At 51.8% G+C, this 17,074-nt stretch carries 14 protein-coding genes (1 of these 14 running past the window's edge); 11 read left to right on the top strand and 3 right to left on the bottom strand.

Going from position 1 to position 17,074, the window contains the following annotated elements:
* Window positions 1-8 precede the first annotated feature (8 nt).
* Both DACE_RS08650 and DACE_RS08655 read left to right on the top strand, forming a co-directional pair.
* Window positions 9-287 carry an EscU/YscU/HrcU family type III secretion system export apparatus switch protein gene (locus DACE_RS08650; protein ID WP_006000370.1) on the top strand — a complete coding sequence of 93 codons (279 nt, stop codon included), beginning with the start codon at window positions 9-11 and terminating at the stop codon, window positions 285-287.
* Between the two features lie 150 nt (window positions 288-437).
* The gene (locus DACE_RS08655) at window positions 438-2,192 is read left to right on the top strand and encodes a methyl-accepting chemotaxis protein (protein ID WP_006000371.1); all 1,755 of its coding nucleotides are present in this window, start codon (window positions 438-440) and stop codon (window positions 2,190-2,192) included.
* A gap of 46 nt (window positions 2,193-2,238) precedes the next feature.
* Here DACE_RS08655 and DACE_RS08660 read toward each other — a convergent pair whose 3' ends face one another.
* Window positions 2,239-2,637, bottom strand: coding sequence for a (deoxy)nucleoside triphosphate pyrophosphohydrolase (locus DACE_RS08660; RefSeq protein WP_006000373.1), 399 nt, complete (start codon window positions 2,635-2,637; stop codon window positions 2,239-2,241).
* Between the two features lie 149 nt (window positions 2,638-2,786).
* Here DACE_RS08660 and ubiE point away from each other — a divergent pair, with 149 nt between their 5' ends.
* A complete protein-coding gene (ubiE, locus tag DACE_RS08665; RefSeq protein WP_006000374.1) occupies window positions 2,787-3,506 on the top strand; it encodes a bifunctional demethylmenaquinone methyltransferase/2-methoxy-6-polyprenyl-1,4-benzoquinol methylase UbiE in 720 nt (239 codons plus the stop codon).
* 51 nt (window positions 3,507-3,557) lie between these two features.
* On the opposite strand, the gene DACE_RS17880 is transcribed toward ubiE, so the two are convergent.
* A protein-coding gene (locus DACE_RS17880; protein ID WP_238326409.1) for an IS3 family transposase occupies window positions 3,558-4,792 on the bottom strand; the annotation gives its coding sequence in 2 pieces (ribosomal slippage) (window positions 3,558-4,421 and window positions 4,424-4,792; 1,233 coding nt in all).
* A gap of 76 nt (window positions 4,793-4,868) precedes the next feature.
* A complete protein-coding gene (locus DACE_RS08680; RefSeq protein WP_006000378.1) occupies window positions 4,869-7,898 on the bottom strand; it encodes a YhdP family protein in 3,030 nt (1,009 codons plus the stop codon).
* Between the two features lie 231 nt (window positions 7,899-8,129).
* Here DACE_RS08680 and smc point away from each other — a divergent pair, with 231 nt between their 5' ends.
* From smc to DACE_RS08720, 8 genes are all read left to right on the top strand, one after another.
* Window positions 8,130-11,642 (top strand): chromosome segregation protein SMC, encoded by a 3,513-nt coding sequence (gene smc, locus DACE_RS08685; RefSeq protein WP_006000380.1) that lies wholly within the window; start codon window positions 8,130-8,132, stop codon window positions 11,640-11,642.
* 63 nt (window positions 11,643-11,705) lie between these two features.
* Complete coding sequence (locus DACE_RS08690) at window positions 11,706-12,071, top strand: roadblock/LC7 domain-containing protein (protein WP_006000382.1); 366 nt, start codon at window positions 11,706-11,708, stop codon at window positions 12,069-12,071.
* A 108-nt stretch (window positions 12,072-12,179) separates the two neighbouring features.
* On the top strand, window positions 12,180-13,469 hold the full coding sequence (gene ftsY, locus DACE_RS08695; protein ID WP_006000384.1) for a signal recognition particle-docking protein FtsY: 1,290 nt from the start codon (window positions 12,180-12,182) through the stop codon (window positions 13,467-13,469).
* A 58-nt stretch (window positions 13,470-13,527) separates the two neighbouring features.
* Window positions 13,528-13,719 (top strand): cell division protein ZapB, encoded by a 192-nt coding sequence (locus tag DACE_RS08700; RefSeq protein WP_155809052.1) that lies wholly within the window; start codon window positions 13,528-13,530, stop codon window positions 13,717-13,719.
* Window positions 13,716-14,000, top strand: coding sequence for a cell division protein ZapA (locus DACE_RS08705; protein ID WP_081449981.1), 285 nt, complete (start codon window positions 13,716-13,718; stop codon window positions 13,998-14,000). The genes DACE_RS08700 and DACE_RS08705 overlap by 4 nt, the downstream gene beginning before the upstream one ends.
* A gap of 264 nt (window positions 14,001-14,264) precedes the next feature.
* The gene (locus tag DACE_RS08710) at window positions 14,265-14,819 is read left to right on the top strand and encodes a 5-formyltetrahydrofolate cyclo-ligase (RefSeq protein WP_006000388.1); all 555 of its coding nucleotides are present in this window, start codon (window positions 14,265-14,267) and stop codon (window positions 14,817-14,819) included.
* Between the two features lie 130 nt (window positions 14,820-14,949).
* Window positions 14,950-16,488: a ribonuclease Y gene (gene rny, locus DACE_RS08715; protein ID WP_040366642.1), complete on the top strand. Its 1,539-nt coding sequence runs from the start codon at window positions 14,950-14,952 to the stop codon at window positions 16,486-16,488.
* 18 nt (window positions 16,489-16,506) lie between these two features.
* A protein-coding gene (locus tag DACE_RS08720) for a TIGR00282 family metallophosphoesterase (protein ID WP_006000392.1) crosses the window boundary here: on the top strand, window positions 16,507-17,074 show its 5' portion. It continues 215 nt past the right edge of the window; the window shows 568 of its 783 coding nt (coding positions 1-568); its start codon is at window positions 16,507-16,509; its stop codon lies beyond the right edge, outside the window.

Genomic DNA, 17,074 nt, shown 5'->3' on the forward strand with positions numbered 1-17,074 from the left:
GATGAATCATGAGTGATGATCCTGTTAAAAAAGCCGTTGCTGTCAAATACGATAAGGAGGTTGCTGACGCCCCTCTGATTGTCGCTAGTGGCAAAGGGCAATTGGCTGAAAATATTATCCAGGCGGCCGAAAAGGCCGGTCTGGAAATTTCGCATGATCCTGATCTTGTCGAATTGCTGGCCAAGATCCCTGTCGGCTCAGAAATCCCTTCTGAGCTTTATCAGGCTGTCGCTGAAATTCTCGCCTACGTGTATCGCGTTAATAAGAGCCACAAAGAACAGCGTTAATATATTAACCCTACAGGCTCTCTCTGCTCTCTGTGTAATTTTTTCTTCCACTGTCTATTTAATCCTTGTTTTAATATAATGGTGTTTTATAATTTACCTGCAGCTCGTTGGTGAGTGATGGTGATTGATTTGATGTTTTAAGGAGGGGGTATGCGCTTCAAAGATTTGAAAATTGCTAACAAAATTTACATCCTGTTTGCCTTGGCGGTTCCTGTGATGTGTTTTGTTTTTGGAATGCTGTATTGGAAAACAAGTGAGAACCTCTACCAGGAACGCTATGCCCAGGTTCGTGGTCAGGTGGATACTGCCTGGGGACTTATCAACCATTTTGTTGATGAGGTTGAAAATGGCCAGATGGACGAAGCTCAGGCGCAGATGATGGCCAAACAAGCGGTTAAGGCGTTGCGTTATAGTGGTCAGGAATACTTCTGGATTAATGATGTGGTGCCGAAAATGGTCATGCATCCCATCAAACCGGCTTTGGATGGTAAAGATCTTTCCTCGTTTGCAGATCCTGACGGAGTAAAATTATTCGTTGAAATGGTCAAGGTTACCGTTGCGGCAGAAGGTGGGTTTGTTCATTACCGCTGGGCAAAGCCTGGCCATGAAGAGCCGGTTGATAAGGTTTCATATGTCAAACGTATCCCGCAATGGGGATGGATTGTCGGCAGTGGGTTGTATCTTGATGATGTGAAGGAGCAGACCTCAATCATGCTTTATGGAGCCATTGGTGTGGTTGGTTTTACCATCATTGCCAGCGGCATTGCTGTCTTGTTGTTTGCACGGAGCTTGTCACGGCCGATCGGCCGTACTGTGACCATGATCGAAGAAATTTCCAAGGGCCATTTAGATCTGCGCCTCAATATGGATCGTGATGATGAAATTGGCCGGATGGCTAAAACCATGGACATGCTGGCAGACAGTCTGCAACATGAGATGATCGATGCGTTGCAGAAGCTCGCGCAGGGTAATCTGGCGTTTGACGTAGTGCCGGTGGATGACCAGGACGTTATTCGCGGCTCACTCAAACAGTTGGAAACGGATCTCAATGATATTATGCTTCAGGTCAAGCAGGCCGGTGAGCAGATCTCTTCCGGAGCCAATCAGGTTTCAGAAGCCAGCCAGGCCTTGTCTCATGGGGCAACCACCTCAGCCAGTTCCTTGGAGGAAATCTCGGCGTCCATGGGTGAGTTGGCCTCTCAGACCACTCTCAATGCTGAAAATGCCGGTCAGGCACGTGATCTTTCCGGTCAGGCCAGCAGTGCTGCAGGGCGCGGCAACCAATGTATGGATCAGATGGTGACAGCCATGGAGGAGATCAACGCTTCAGGGCGCAATATCTCCAACATCATTAAAGTCATAGACGAAATTGCCTTCCAGACCAATTTGCTGGCACTTAATGCGGCCGTTGAAGCGGCGCGGGCCGGTCAGCATGGCAAGGGGTTTGCCGTGGTTGCAGAAGAGGTGCGTAACCTGGCGGCACGTAGCGCCAAGGCAGCCAGTGAGACCGCCGATTTGATTGAAACCTCAGTACAGCGTGCCCAAAACGGGGTCGAGATCGCCTCGCAAACCGCTGAAGCTCTGGAAGATATTGTCACCGGCGTCGGCAAAGTCACGGATCTGGTTGCGGAAATTGCTGTTGCCAGTAATGAGCAGGCGGATGGTATTACCCAGATTAATCAGGGGCTCACCCAGATTGATGATGTAACGCAACAGAATACCGCCAGTGCTGAAGAGAGTGCCGCAAGTGCTGAGGAATTGGCCAGCCAAGCGGTTCAGTTACAGGGCGTTCTCAGTCGTTTCCAATTGAAAGGGCACGCCGCCGCACCACGCATTGCCGCTCAACCGTCACAACAGACACAGCAGGTTTCACCTTCAGGATGGGGCGGAGAGTTTTTGGAATAAACGCTGGTGTGAACAACAGATGTTAAAGGTGCGCCGCAGTGTAAAATCATTGCGGCGCGTTTTTTTTGATCACCTGCTCGATGAGTTCATCGTCGGCGGGCAGCATGGAATAATTGTGTAGTTCCTCCACGTCGATCCAGGCATGGTCGCTGACCTCAAGATGGCGCACACGACTGGTGTCACTCTGGCAGCGATAGACCATCAGCAAAACCGGTTGCTCGTCATAGCGGTGATAGACCACATCGAAAATTTCGCATTGGGTGACTTCCAGATCAATCTCCTCACACAATTCTCGTACGAGTGCGTTAACTGGTGATTCATCTTTTTCCAGCTTACCGCCGGGGAACTCCCAATAACCGGCATGTTTCTTCCCCGGTGGTCGTTGGGTGATCAGCAGTTTGTTGTGGTGAAATACCAGACCGGCAACAACCAATAACGGATACATAGCCCTGCTTTCGTGGCAATGGCTCAACCGTTTGTTGCTGACGGTTAGCCCTATTTGTGGTAAGACTCTCGCTGAGTTTGCAGACCGTTTTTTTTTGACGGTCCAGCGTGTATTGCTTGAGTCGGAACGGAACCGTTCAGGAGTTTAGCATGTTCAATCTTTCGGAAAAAGGGCGCGGTATTCGTGCCATGTTTGATGATATTGCCCCGCGTTACGATTTGTTGAATCGTCTGTTGTCGATGGGGATTGACCGCCGTTGGCGTCGTTTTGCCGTAGGTAAACTGCGCGTGCCCCCAGCCGGTATGGTGCTGGATATGGCGACGGGAACCGGTGATGTAGCGTTGGAAATTGCCTCGCGCACGCCCGATTCCGTGACAATTATCGGTGAGGATTTTACCCAGGGCATGTTGGTCAAGGGCCGGGAAAAGATTGCGGTTTCCCCCTATCGTGACCGGATTAAACTGGTCAATGCGCCCTGCGAAGCCATTCCCCATCCGGATGGTTTGTTTGACGGGGTGACGATTGCCTTCGGGATTCGCAATGTTGTTGATCGTCAAGCCGGTTTGGCTGAAATGTGCCGGGTTCTCAAGCCTGGTGGCCGCGCTGTGATTCTTGAGTTTTCTACACCGAAAAATCCACTGTTTCGCACGCTCTACATGACCTATTTCCACAAAATTCTACCGTTTATCGGTGGTTTGCTGTCAAAACGGACGGCGTATAAATACCTGCCCGATTCCGTGGCTGAGTTTCCCGATCAGCAGACGTTTAAAACGATGATGGAGCAGGCCGGTTTCACCGATGTGAAACACCATGATCTGACGTTCGGTATCTCCACTGTCTATGTTGGTGTGTGTCCGGAACCTGTGTAGCCTTGAAAAATAAAAGATTGTCACGTCCTAAAATACGTTGACAGTTTATTCCTAAGCCACCTCCCCCATGGAGGTGGCTTTTTTATGTACTTCTTCCGGTGTTTTCATATTCAAGCTAAGGTGCGGCCGTAGGCGGTTGTAAATAGCGACCGATTCGCGAACCAAGTCCTTCAGTTCCTGCAAATCACGACACTTAAACAACAAAAACTCTTGCTTCAGAATTCCGTTCACCCTCTCAGCCAAAGCATTTTGATAACAACCGTAACCATCTGTCATGGATGGCGTTATGTCATGACGCTTCAGCTCTTCCTGATAGATTGATGAGCAATACTGTAATCCTCTATCGGAATGGTGTAACAACGGTTTACCTGTCTGGCGTTGTCTGGCTGCTTGACGTAATGCCTTGACAACACTTTCTGCGCGTAGATTGTCACTGACCTCATACCCCATGATTTTACGGCTATAAGCATCAGTAACCAGCGATAGATAATGAACCCCTTCATCTGTTTCAACGTACGTGATGTCACTGACAAAGACCTGTTCAGCCCGATTGATATCCTGACTCGCGATAAGATTCGGATATTTTTTCATCCAGTGCCTGCTCTGCGTTGTCTTGATGAATCGTTTGACCGGTGGAACTAACAGCCGATGCTCTCGTAAATAATCAAAAAATCCATCCCGACCTAATTTGATGCCCTGAGCATCAAATTTCGGTTTCAGCAGTGAGTACAGCTTGCGACCGCCCAACCTCGGCATGAATCGTCGCAACTCCATCACCATCCCTTTGACGGGAGCCAGCTCTATGTTGCGTTGCTGGGTGCGCCTTTCTCTTTGATAAACGGCCTGCCGACTGATGCCAAGAAGCTTGCAAGCGCGGCTTAAACTTAGCCCTTTGTGTTTTTGAATGCGTCTCGCTCCTTGGCAATATACTTTTTTCTCAAGCTCATTCCGTGCTCAGAATCCAGGATATCAACAACTTCATTCAAAAGCAGATTACGAAGACGTTCATCTTCAAGTTCGCGCTCAAGTCGCTTTATCTTTTGTGCAGGGGTTTCTTTGGCTTTGGGAGTTTTGGGCATAGCGAGCCTCACTGGCTGGGTCCAATCCAACTTTCCGTGCTTTCTTAACCATGTTAGCACGGTTGAGCGACCCTGGATGCCATAGATCTTCTGGGCCTGCTTGTAGGTCATATCGCCTTTTTCTACGGCATCAACAACCTGCAATTTAAAGCCCATTGTGTAATCTCGTTGAGTCCGCCGACTCCGCTTGCTTTCTACTCTGTCCATAAATAAGTCTCCAAGGTGTAAACTTATTTCAGGACGGGACAGATGGAATAAAAAAGGCGGCGTTGAGTCGCCTTTTTTATTTTTGCGGGCGATCGGGATTGGTGAGAACTTTCTCCGGGTCTTTGATTAGAGTGCCTGGTAGGGTCAGGGTCCGTTTGAAAATACCAAAGACCTTGTTTGACAGAGATGTGAGCGGCATCATCTCCACTTTGGGGTCTGAAAACGATCCCTTGATTTCAAAGTTGGCGGAGAGTACTGCTCGATCATCGCCGGTGAGCAACCAACCGGCCACCGGGATACGGGTGAAAACGGTGTCGACGGTACCCAACGGTTTGATGCCCATGATCAGATCCAGATCGTTGTTGACCAGGTCAAGTTCGCCCGCCAGAACCGTATTCATTGCCGCACTGTCGATGCGCAGGTTTTCACTGCGTAATACCCCGTCTTCCAAGATAACGTCGCTGGTCAGCCGACTGAACGGCATCCCCTCCTTGGCCATATCCGGCAGGCTGAATGTAAAGAGCTGAGCCACATTGAGCAGAGAGAACGCTTTTGACAGTACCTTGAATTTACGTAACACGCCGTCTTGTATTGTCACGGAAAAGAGGCCGTTGGAATTTGGCAGAAAGGTGCTGCCGATCGGGCCGCTGATGGAAAAGTCGCCGGTGAGTCGACCGGTGACCAGGCCGGTGTGTTTGAGGAGCTGGTTGTAGACTTTATCCGCATCAATATTAACGACGGTCCCTTCAATCTGCAGCGTTGCCGGATCGGTTGTCTGGTAAAGCAGAACCCTGCCGCTGCCGTAACCGGCGTCAGCTTCAAACAACAACGGCTCAATGCGCAGACGGCCATAGCGATAATGGATGGTGCCGGTTGCGTCACTGAACTCAAAGCCGCTGATGATCCCCTTATCGACCATGGCGCGGATGTGCAATGTCTCTTGCTCATCATCTGTGATCTCATGGTGGGGCCATTGGCCGGTGTGGCCGTGGTTGGCCGAGCCGTGCCACAGGGCGATGACTTCATCGACATTGGCAAACGGTGCTTCAACAAGCAGTTGCAGGTCCGGGCCATGAAATTTAAGCGTTCCGGTCACTGTCGCAGTTGTGCCCTGGTCGAGGCGAACGGTTGCCCGGGTAAAGTCAATGCCGTGGGCATGGATCGCGATGCGGCCGTCGAGATCGTGAAGGCGCGCGGTTGGTGAATTAAACACCAGGTCTTTGGCAAAGATGTCGGTGGCTCGTGCGTGGATTTGAGCTACAGGGTGGGTAATATCATCCAGATGGGCGTTGACTCGTAACTGCGAATCTCCGAGGCCAACCTTGAGATCCGTGGCATCAAGGCTTTTCCCGGACAAACGTGCCTGACCGTTGATGGTGTGGATCGGAGCAATGACATGGGTCGGTGAGATCGCACAGTTGGTTAAAGTCAGTGTGCCCTGTGCGTCAAGAGGTTGTCCCGGTGTTTGAGTGAGTGTCTCTTCAACGGCGATTTTGCCGCGCAGGTTCATTTGTTTCAGCAGTTGAATGTTTGGGCCGAGATGGGCCAACTCCAACTCCGGAATATTGACTTGAAGCTGGTAGCTGTCGGCAGAGCGAAAGGTTCCTGAAAAATCCACTCCAATATGGGGGAGAGTCAGGGTGCCGGATGACAGTTGCCAACCGTGAGGGTTTGATTCAAATGTGCAGCTCAGTTGTCCGTCGTTATCCGCCTTTTTGGCCACAACTCTGGCGGCATTGTAAGTCATTTGTTTGAGGTTGGCGTGCAATTGCCACTGTTGTTTGTCGCGTTGCGACAGTTTGATGTCCAGTGGCCATGCAATGTGTCCGGCTGTTGCGGCCAGGCGCAGCGGCGTGCTTGTCAGATAGAGAGCTTGTGCCGAGCCGTCCAGGGTTACGTTGACTGGTCCTTGCGACCATGATCCAAGGTTGAGCCGGGTCAGATTCGTATCAAGATGGATGGCCTGAATCTCGGATAGTGTTGGTGGCCATTGCTGTGAGTCGAGTTTCAGGGTCTTGAGGGTCAGACGACCCTGTGGGGCAATGCTGACGATGTTACGTGACAGCTTTGCTGGCAGCCAGGAGTAAAGATCTTCCAGCATAATGGCATTGCTGTTTGCGGTAATACCGTAGTGAGACAGATCTGATGACCAGAACCCCTGGCCTGAAAGCTTCATCTTGTTTAAAGATAACGTTGCTTCATCAAAGGTAAAAAGCTCGTCGGTCTGTTGCAGCCGACAGGACAGGGTGCATTGATTCACTTGAATGGTCGGGGCATTGGCGTGGCGCAGTTGCAGTGGTGCTGCCGTAGGTTTTACGGTTGCCTGGAGTCGCAGGCCGTCGTGGAAGTTGCCGCGCCAGTCGCTTTGTATGTTCAGGCGACCATCAATCTGGAATGGCCATGCCTTTTGCAGGCTGGCCGGGAGAGTCGTATTGCTGACTTTCCCTTGGGCCTGAACCGTTGCCAAGCCAAGCTCGTGGGTCATGCCGGAAAGTTCGATCCGGGAAAAAATCGTGGCAATGCTGCCGTCGGGTAGATGGAGATTTCCTGAGCCCTGAAAGGAGAGTCCCGTCTTTCCAGATGGAGTCAGTTTTGCCGCCAGTTCGGAGATTTGCCAAAATTGCGGTGTGTCACCATGTGGTGCCGCCAGATGGATTTCACCCCGCTCTATAGTGATGTGGAGCTGCGGCAGGTGGGCTTTTCGCCAGTCAAAAGGGGTGCCGGAGGATGGTGTTGCATCCGAGGGGGCTTGAAGTGTGTGCGGCAGCAGGTAAATCTGTGGATCGACCACAGTAATGTGAGAATGCGCCAGTTGTCCTTGAAGCAGATCGCGCCAGCTTACCCGGACGTGGAGTTGAGGGATGGTGGCTTTGAAGCGATGATTGGCCTCAATGGTGATCTCAGTGAAATCAAGAGTGGGGCGCGGGTGGAACCCGAGTCGGGCTTTTTTCAGAGTGACAGGGGTTTTGAGGTTGTCGCTGAGGCGACTGGAAATCATGGCCCCGATCTGTTCCTGGTGGGTCGCAATGTAGCCCCATAGTCCGATGCTCAGACAGAGAAGGAGGCCGATCAATAGTATAAACGTCAGTAAAATGCGCCGTCGCATAAAGTTTTTATCCAAAATATCTTGGTTGTTTGGCCTGAACGGTTGCTGTCGGGTGTTGCAGATTGAGACACGTTCTGACTATACGCCTTCTCCGGGACGCCGACAAGCCTACATCCCTGTTGTAACGAACCTTTACAGAGTGTTGCGTGATTGATACGATGGCATATTTACTGTGTTGGGTTTCATCAGGATGTTCTCAGGCGGTTTTTTTGTGGCGGATATGATCTCATTATGAAAATAAAACGGATTGAAATCATCGGGTTTAAATCCTTTGTTGATCGCACGGTACTCAATTTTGAGCCCGGCGTGACCGCCATCCTCGGACCCAATGGCTGTGGCAAAAGCAATGTGATTGATGCGATCCGCTGGGCGATGGGAGAGCAGAACGCCAAGAATCTTCGTGGTCAGGCCATGGAAGATGTGATCTTCGGTGGCAGCAAAAAACGGCGTCCTCACGGAATGGCTGAAGTCACCATGGTTTTTGCCAATCCACAAAGTGCCGGCACCAGTGAATTTAACCAGTATTCAGAAATCATGATTACCCGTCGTCTGTATCGCAATGGCGACAGTGAATACCTGCTCAATAAAACCCCCTGTCGGCTCAAGGATATCTCCGAACTGTTTATGGATACCGGCGTTGGTGCGCGCGCCTATTCCATTATTGAACAGGGGAAAATTGGTTCCATTCTCCACTCTCGTCCCGAAGAGCGTCGCGTTCTCATTGAAGAAGCGGCCGGGGTGACCAAATATAAAGCCCGTAAAAAAGCGGCATTGCGCAAAATCGAATCCACGCGTCAAAATCTGACACGCCTCAATGATGTTATTGGCGAAGTGAAGAGGCAGCGGGACAGCTTACGTCGCCAGGCCGGTAAAGCACAGCGCTTTCGGGAGTTGCGCAATCAGGTCAAAGAACTGGAAATTCAATTGGCGCGCCATCGCTGGAGCGAATTGGAGCAGGAGACAGAACAGCTTGAAAAGCAATTGGAACAGGCTGAAACGGCAGTTGAGGCGGGGCAGTCCGGGGCGTCTCAGGCTGAATTGGCGTTTGAAAAAGCGCGTCTTGAACAGGCCGAGCAAGACGAGACGATGCGCCGCTTGCGCGACCAACTGTTTCAGCTCGACAGTGATATTCAGAAGGTGGAAAGCCAGTTAGAGCTGTCACGTCAGCAGATGCGGCATACCGAACAACAACAGGAAACGCTTTCTGCAGAGGTGGCGGAAGCGCGCCGTATGGAGTCGAATTCCTCTTCACAGATTGACCAGTTAACGTGCCAGCACGATCAGGCGACAGAAGATGTCGAGCAACTACAGCAGAAACGCGATCAGGTCCAGAAGCGTGTTCAGCGTCAAGTTGAACAGGAGCGTGAACGTGCGGCTACAATTGATCGGTTACGTAAAGACGTCCTTTCCAGTCATGTCGACATGTCGCGGTGTGAGGGGCTAAAATCTCAGGCTGAGCAGAAACGTGTCTCACTCAACGAGCGCCAGCAGCGCCAGCAGCGTGACAGGCTTAACCTGGAAGAGCAACGTCAACAGCTGCAGGAGCAGATTGTCGCGGTGAATGATGATCTGTTGGCAGGCCAGGAGCGACTTGCCGACAGCCGCGAGCAACTTGACGAGGTTGCTCGTCAGCAGCGCGCCGAGCAAGAGCAGCGAGATCGCTTGCAGGCGGAGTTACGTGAGGTGCAAAAGCGCTTTCATCAGGGTGCATCACGGCTGGAGTCTTTGCAGGAGTTGGCCGGGAATCATGCCGGGTATGAAGAAGGTATCCGTGCGGCATTGTCGCGCTCCGACCTGACTGGAAAACTGGCTGGAACCATGGCCGAAGGGGTGCATGTCAAGCCCGGCTATGAAGCGGCTGTTGCGGCGGCATTGGGCTCTCAGATTCAAGCCATTAAAGTGGAAGATGCCGCAACGGTGCTTGCTCTAAGCCATGAAAAAGACTTTGAGCGCTGTCGGTTTCAGTTGCCCTTGACACCTCCTGCCGTAGTGTTTCCAGGTGGGACACCTTTAAAGGAGTTGATTGACTTTGATGAGACCAGTGCCGCATTCGCTGCTTTGGTGGAGGGGGTGTTTGTTGTTGAGACGCTTGAGGATTATTGGCAAACACCGCTACCGCATGGCTGCTGTCTGGTCACACCCCAGGCCGATGTCCTGAATTGGCAGGGCTATCTGGCGGTTGGTCAGGGCGATAGTCGTGAACAACAGTTGCTGGACAACAAGCGTCGCATCGAAGAGCTCAACCATGAAAAAGAGATCCTGCAGCAACAGGTGGACGATCTCGAGCAGAGTCAACAGGTGAGCGCGCAACGCGCTGAAACCTGTCGTGAAGAGCATCAGGAGTTGTCGCTGCTGTGTCAGAGGCAACAGATGCAAGTCGCAGAGTTGGAAAAAGAGCGCACCCGGATGGTTCGAGAACTGGAACGGGTTGATGAGCGTTTTGAGCTGTTGTTGTTTGATGCGGATCAGTTTGCCGAAGAGGATGAGCTGTTGCGCCGTCAGCTGGTGGAGTTGGAGGAGAATGTTCGCCTGGGTGCAGAGCGCCAGCAGGAGTTGAATGAGGCCTTGACGCAGGGCGAAGCGGAGCTTGCCAAGGAACGAGAACAGTTGACCGAACAACAGCAGGGACTCGCCGAAATCGATGTTGAACTGGCGCGTGGTGTCGAACGCCAGCAGCGCTTGCACAGCGATTTGCATCGCGAAAAGAAAGCGGTTTCCGATCAGCAGCAACGTCAGCTTGATCGCCAACGACGACTTGAACAATGCGGTGAAGAGTTGCTGACTCTCAAGCAGCAGCAGGTAGATGGACAGGCCCGACTTCAGGTGCTGCTGGAGCGCCGTCAACGTGAACAGCAGCGTCAGGCAGGCATTGAGGAACAGACGCGTGTTCTGCATGAAAAAGTTGAACAGTTGGACCAGCAGGCGCGGCAGAAACGCAGTGCCTTGAACGGGGCAACGGAACAACACAGTCATCTGCAGATCAAGGTGCGAGAGCATCATTTGGAGCTGGAACATCTGCACCAGACAATTCGCGATAAGTATCAGGTCGATTTGACACGCCAGGATGATCTTGATCCCCATCAGGTTCATCAGGCCACGGAAAAGCTGCACAAGTTGCGGGTACGCCTTGAAGCCTTTGGTGAAGTGAACCTGATGGCCATTGAAGAGTTCACTGCGCTGGAGGAACGTTTTGATTTTCTGGAAAAACAGCGCGATGATGTTCATGCCTCCATTGACGATCTGCAAACGGCCATTAGCCGCATTAATCGCACCACGCGCAAGCGTTTTAAAGAGGCGTTTGAACAGGTTAACGAACAATTCAAGCAGGTGTTTCCTCGCCTGTTTGTCGGTGGCGAGGCCGAGCTGCGTTTGACGGATGAAAGCGATTTGCTCGAAAGTGGCATTGACATCATTGCCCAGCCGCCCGGGAAAAAACTGCAGAATGTCGGCTTGCTTTCCGGTGGTGAAAAAGCGTTGACGGCTGTGGCGCTGATCTTTGCCATTTTTTTGATCAAGCCGTCACCGTTTTGTGTGTTGGATGAGGTTGACGCACCGCTTGATGATGCCAATATCGGTCGCTTTAACGATATGGTCAAAGAGATGTCGCGCTCATCGCAATTTGTGGTTATTACCCACAATACCCGTACCATGGAAATTGCCGACACCCTGTTTGGTGTCACCATGGAAGAGCCAGGTGTCTCCTCGCTGGTAGCCGTGCGCATGGATGAATTGGCGGCGAGTTAACGACTTCCATAGCGGAGCTTTTGGGTACGTCGACAGATTTTATAGCAAACGGAAGGAGAGTTCATGCCGTTCAAGCATCTTCTTACACCTCTGGTGGAAAGTGGTCAGGGGGTTAGTTGTGCCATTATTGCCGATTGGGATGGGGAAGCCGTTGACTGGTTCTCTCTGTGGGCGGAAATGGACGATTTGAAGATCTTTGGCGCCCATCAGGGCATCTTGCTCAGTCATTTTCGTCGCTGTCTCAACGAAAGCCGATTTGGTCCCATTGAAGAAATCGTCATTCGCACCGAGAGTGTAGATTGGTTTGTGTTTCCTATCACAACAGAGTATTATCTGGCTCTTTGTGCTGACTCGGATCGATTCAGTGCCCTTATCCGTCAGGCAGCCCGTCTCTGTGTCGAAGAACTTCGCCTGGAGTTTGAGGCTTAAATGATTTCGTGCGCCCATTTCAGGGCTTTTATGCCTTTTTGTTTAAGGCGCTTAGCTTTGTTTTTTATGTTTGTTTTTGAATAGAATTTATAGGAAAAATAATCAGTTATGCAGTGGTCAGAACTAATGGATAGTGTGTATCAATCGTGGCGCTCTGTGGGTGAATTCTTTTCAGGGCTCATGGCTCAATTGGTTGTGCTCGTCCAGCAGGCGGTTTCCTGGTTGGTCGCGGTCTATGCTCAGTGGGGAGTCCCGGTCGAAAAGCAGCTCCTTGCGGCGTATGCAACGCTGTATCTGGGAGCGACACTATTGGTGTTGTTTCTGGTCTGGCGGCTGGTTCGGCGTCGGCGTCGTAAATCGCTGCAGCCTCCGGCACCCGAACCCGCCGAAGTGGCTCCGGATGCGTCGGTTGGACAGGGACGGGAAGAGGCGGTTGAGGCTCCTTCGCGAGCAGCAACGGTTGAAGCTCCGCCAGAGCCTGTGTCTCTCTATGATCGGATGCGTTCCGGGCTATCAAAAACCAGTTCAGCTCTTATTGGCCGTATTGATTCGTTGTTCACTGGAGCATCCACTGTAAATCAGGATGTGATAGAGGAGCTTGAAGAGATTCTGATTACCGCAGATTTTGGCATGAAAACCACGCAAATGCTGGTTGATGGCTTTCAGCAACGTGCGAAAGAGCTCAAAGAGACGGATGCGGATCAGTTGCGCGATCTGCTGAAAGATGAGATACGTCGTTTGCTCGATGTCAATGCCGAGCCCCTGGCTCTTGATCGCCATAGCCCGTTTGTTCTGATGGTGATCGGCGTGAATGGTGTCGGAAAAACCACCACAATTGGTAAGTTGGCTCAGCAGTTTTCTTCACAGGGCAAAAAGGTTGTTTTGGGGGCGGCGGATACCTTCCGGGCCGCTGCGGCCGATCAGCTCGAAGTGTGGGGGGAACGGTCGGGAGTCAAGGTGATTCGTCATGACGAAGGAGCAGACCCTGCTGCTGTTGCTTTTGATGCCGCCAAGGCCGCTGTGGCTCGTAATGCTGATATTCTTATTCTCGATACGGCTGGCCGTCTGCATACGAAGGTCAATCTGATGGAAGAGATGAAAAAGTTGTACCGGGTTCTTGGCCGTGAAATTGGTGACGCTCCCCATGAGACGCTGCTGGTGCTTGATGCTACAACGGGGCAAAACGCACTGGTGCAGGCGCGATTGTTCAAGGAGGCAGTTGGTGTTACCGGGATCGCTCTGACAAAGTTGGACGGCACGGCCAAGGGGGGGATGGCGGTCGCCATTGGTGCCGAATTGGGGTTGCCGGTTCGTTTTGTCGGCGTCGGTGAGGGGATTGAGGATTTGCGTCCCTTTGATCCGCAGATGTTTGTCGATGCTCTTTTCGAAAAACGTTAACTTTCTTGACATTTTGCAGAGGTTTACTTAACCTCATACTACTATCGAATAAATGGCTATGAGTTTGGATATTTTAGTCCGTCTGGAAGAAAAAATAGATCGGCTGCTTGCCTATAAAGAACAGCTGGAGCAGGAATGTAAACGACTGAATGAGGAGAAAGACAGCCTTGTTCAGGAACGTGAATTTGTCAGCCAGGAGTTGGACCGAATTCTGTCCCGGCTGGACTTTCTTGATCAGGAGAGCTCTTGAAGCAATCGGTTCGGGTGACGATATTAGGGCAGGATTTCTCAATACGGAGTACGCGTTCCGTGGAAGAGGTGCAGAAAGTGGCTGCCTATGTCGATGCCCGTATTGCTGAAGTGTTGGCTGCCGGTGCTACCGCAGATACGCTGGGAGCGACGGTTCTTGCCCTGATGAATGTGGCTGGATTGTATTTTGAAACCCAGCGAGAGTTGGAGCAGGCACAAAGTACGATTTCACAATCGTTGCAGACGTTAGACGAAAAATTATCCTCCGCGTTGTCCGAATAAGTCGGATGACTAAGCGATAAGCCACCGGTTTTCGATTGTGAGATCGGGATATGGCAAAGAAGTTCAAGTCAACACATCTTGATAAATAGATGCCGAATTCGGCTTTTTTTATTGTAATGCTCCGGTTAGGGTTTGATGAACCGGCGCTTTTTAGATATTGACTGTTCGCTCGTGGTAGCCTGAATTGCAGGCTTTTCGCGACGGTTCCCGCCCCAGATACCCCCATCTTGTCAATTGTTCTCCGGCAGGCTGCCATGGAGCAGAATGCCCAAACATCGCGTTCGAGAAAAACAACTGCAGCAACGACTCTCTCTGGCTGTGGATGAATACCGTCGTCTCAGCCGGTGTGCCCAGCAGCGTCTTCTGAGTTTGCCGCAGTTTGATCAGGCCCAGACGATTGCGCTTTATTCACCGATCCGGCATGAAGTTGAGACGACGTTGTTGTTTGAAGCAGCTCTGGATGCTCGAAAATGCGTGGTGTTTCCTCAGGTCAAAGATGGGCGGATGTCTTTTGCGATCACTCCTGATACGCATAGTTTTTGCCCTGGTTGTTTTGGTGTTCTGGAGCCAACCGGCTGCCAGCAGGTAGCCGTGAACCAGTTGGACCTTGTTGTTGTGCCGGGTGTCGCCTTTGGGCGCTGTGGCTCGCGACTGGGGTATGGTAAAGGGTTTTACGATCAGACGTTCGAGGTGCGACCGTCGTCCTGCCTCCTCGTGGGGCTGGGGTTTTCTTTTCAGCTTGAAGATGATCTGCCCAAAGAATCTCATGATATCGGTCTGGATTATATTGTGACCGATGAAGAGATCCTGGCATTCTGATTCGGGTTAGTAAGGTGGTTGCCCATTTAATGGGCTCCGCGAGCCTTTTTTGCAGCAGGCTCTAACAACAATTACTCTTTTACGCATCGAAGCGCAGGAGGTTTAAGTGGATACAGTAACTGGCAGTATAATGGTATTGATTGCCGTCGCCGGAGGGGCACTTGTTGGTGCCTACGTGCGACGTCGCCTTGATGAATCACAGATGGGCAGCGCCCAGCAGTTGGCATCACAAATTATTGAAGATGGAAAAAAAGAAGCTGAAACGATCCGCAAGGAAGCGGAGTTGCAGGCAAAAGATACGGTTTTAAAGGCTAAGTCCGAGTGGGAAAAGGAAGCCAAAGAGTTGCGACGCGAACTTCAGGGCCAGGAGCGGCGCCTGATTCAGCGAGAAGAAAATCTTGATCGGAAAGATCGGGTTCTCGAAACGCGCGAGAAGGAAGCTCAGCAGCGCGAGCGCGAGTTGGCGACTCAGGAAGGTGCGATTCAGCAGCGCGAAAAGAAGGTCGAGCAGTTGGTTGAAGAGCAAATGGCGCGACTTGAACAGGTCTCTGGAATGACCGGTGAAGAAGCCCGTCAACATCTGATGGAGACGATGGAAAGCCAGGCACGTCACGATGCTGCTAAGCGAATCAAGCAGATTGAGGATGAGGCTCGTGAGAGCGCAGATAAAAAAGCCAAAGAAATTCTGTCTCTGGCGATTCAACGTTATGCTGGTGATTATGTCGCTGAAAAAACCGTCAGCGTTGTGCCGCTGCCTTCCGATGAAATGAAAGGTCGAATTATTGGTCGCGAAGGCCGGAATATTCGGGCCATTGAAGCTGCGGCTGGTATTGACCTGATTATTGACGATACACCGGAGGCGGTGATTATTTCCGGATTCAACCCGGTGCGACGTGAGGTTGCCCGTCTGGCGTTGGAAAAGCTGGTGACCGATGGTCGCATCCACCCGGCCCGAATTGAAGAGATTGTTCAGAAAGCCGAAGAAGATGTGAATCAGTCGATTCGCGAGTCTGGGGAGCAGGCGACCTTTGACGTTGGGGTGCATGGCATCCATCCGGAAGTAGTTAAGTTGATCGGGCGGCTTAAATATCGGACTTCCTATGGTCAGAATATTCTTAAACATTCGCTTGAGGTCGCCTTTCTGTGTGGCGTGATGGCTGCGGAATTGGGCATTAATGTCAAGCAGGCCAAGCGGGCCGGCTTGCTCCATGACCTAGGTAAAGCGGTCGACCATGAGGTTGAAGGCTCCCATGCCATGATTGGTGCTGACCTGGCCCGTAAGTATGGCGAATCGCCGGAGATTGTGCATGCCATTGCTGCTCACCACGAAGAGGAGAAGCCGTCCAGTGTTCTGGCGGTTCTGGTTCAGGCCGCAGATGCACTATCCGGTGCGCGTCCTGGTGCGCGGCGTGAAATGTTGGAAACATACGTCAAGCGCCTAGAGGAGTTGGAGCGTATCGGCACCTCGTTTAACGGGGTCGACAGCTGCTATGCGATTCAGGCTGGCCGTGAAGTGCGTGTTATGGTTTCCAGCGATCAGGTTTCCGATGCCCATTCTCATGTGCTCGCCAAAGATATCGCAGCCAAGATTGAGACCGAAATGACCTATCCGGGTCAAATTAAGGTCAATGTTATTCGTGAAACCCGTGCCGTTGATTATGCTAAGTAGTCAAAGTGAGGCTGTACTGTGAAACTGCTTTTTGTTGGGGATGTGGTTGGTCGGGCCGGCCGACAGCTATTGTCGCGCTGCCTGGATCGGTTGGTTGATCGTCATGCGGTCGATTTTGTCGTCGTCAACGGCGAGAATGCCGCTGGCGGTTTTGGGCTGACGGAAGATGTGGTACGCGAGTTTCGCAAACTCGGTGTGCATGTCATCACCTCCGGTAATCATATCTGGGATAAGCGAGAGTTTGCCGCGCAGCTGGATCGGTTTGACGATGTGTTGCGGCCGGGAAATTATCCCGAGGGGGCGCCGGGGCGTGGCTTGGGTCTGTATGAAACCAGCGCCGGAATTAAGGTGGCGGTGATTAATCTTGAAGGCCGCGTTTTTATGAATAACCTCGATTGCCCGTTTCGACTTGCCGATCAGTATCTGGCCAGTCTCCCTGACGACGTCCGGGTGGTGATGGTGGATTTTCATGCCGAGGCCACCAGCGAAAAGATGGCTCTGGCCCATTATCTTGATGGGCGCGTGTCTGTCGTTGTGGGAACGCATACCCATGTTCCCACTGCGGATGAGCATGTTCTGCCCGGAG

The sequence above is a fragment of the Desulfuromonas acetoxidans DSM 684 genome (assembly GCF_000167355.1).
In the GTDB taxonomy this organism is placed as follows: domain Bacteria; phylum Desulfobacterota; class Desulfuromonadia; order Desulfuromonadales; family Desulfuromonadaceae; genus Desulfuromonas; species Desulfuromonas acetoxidans.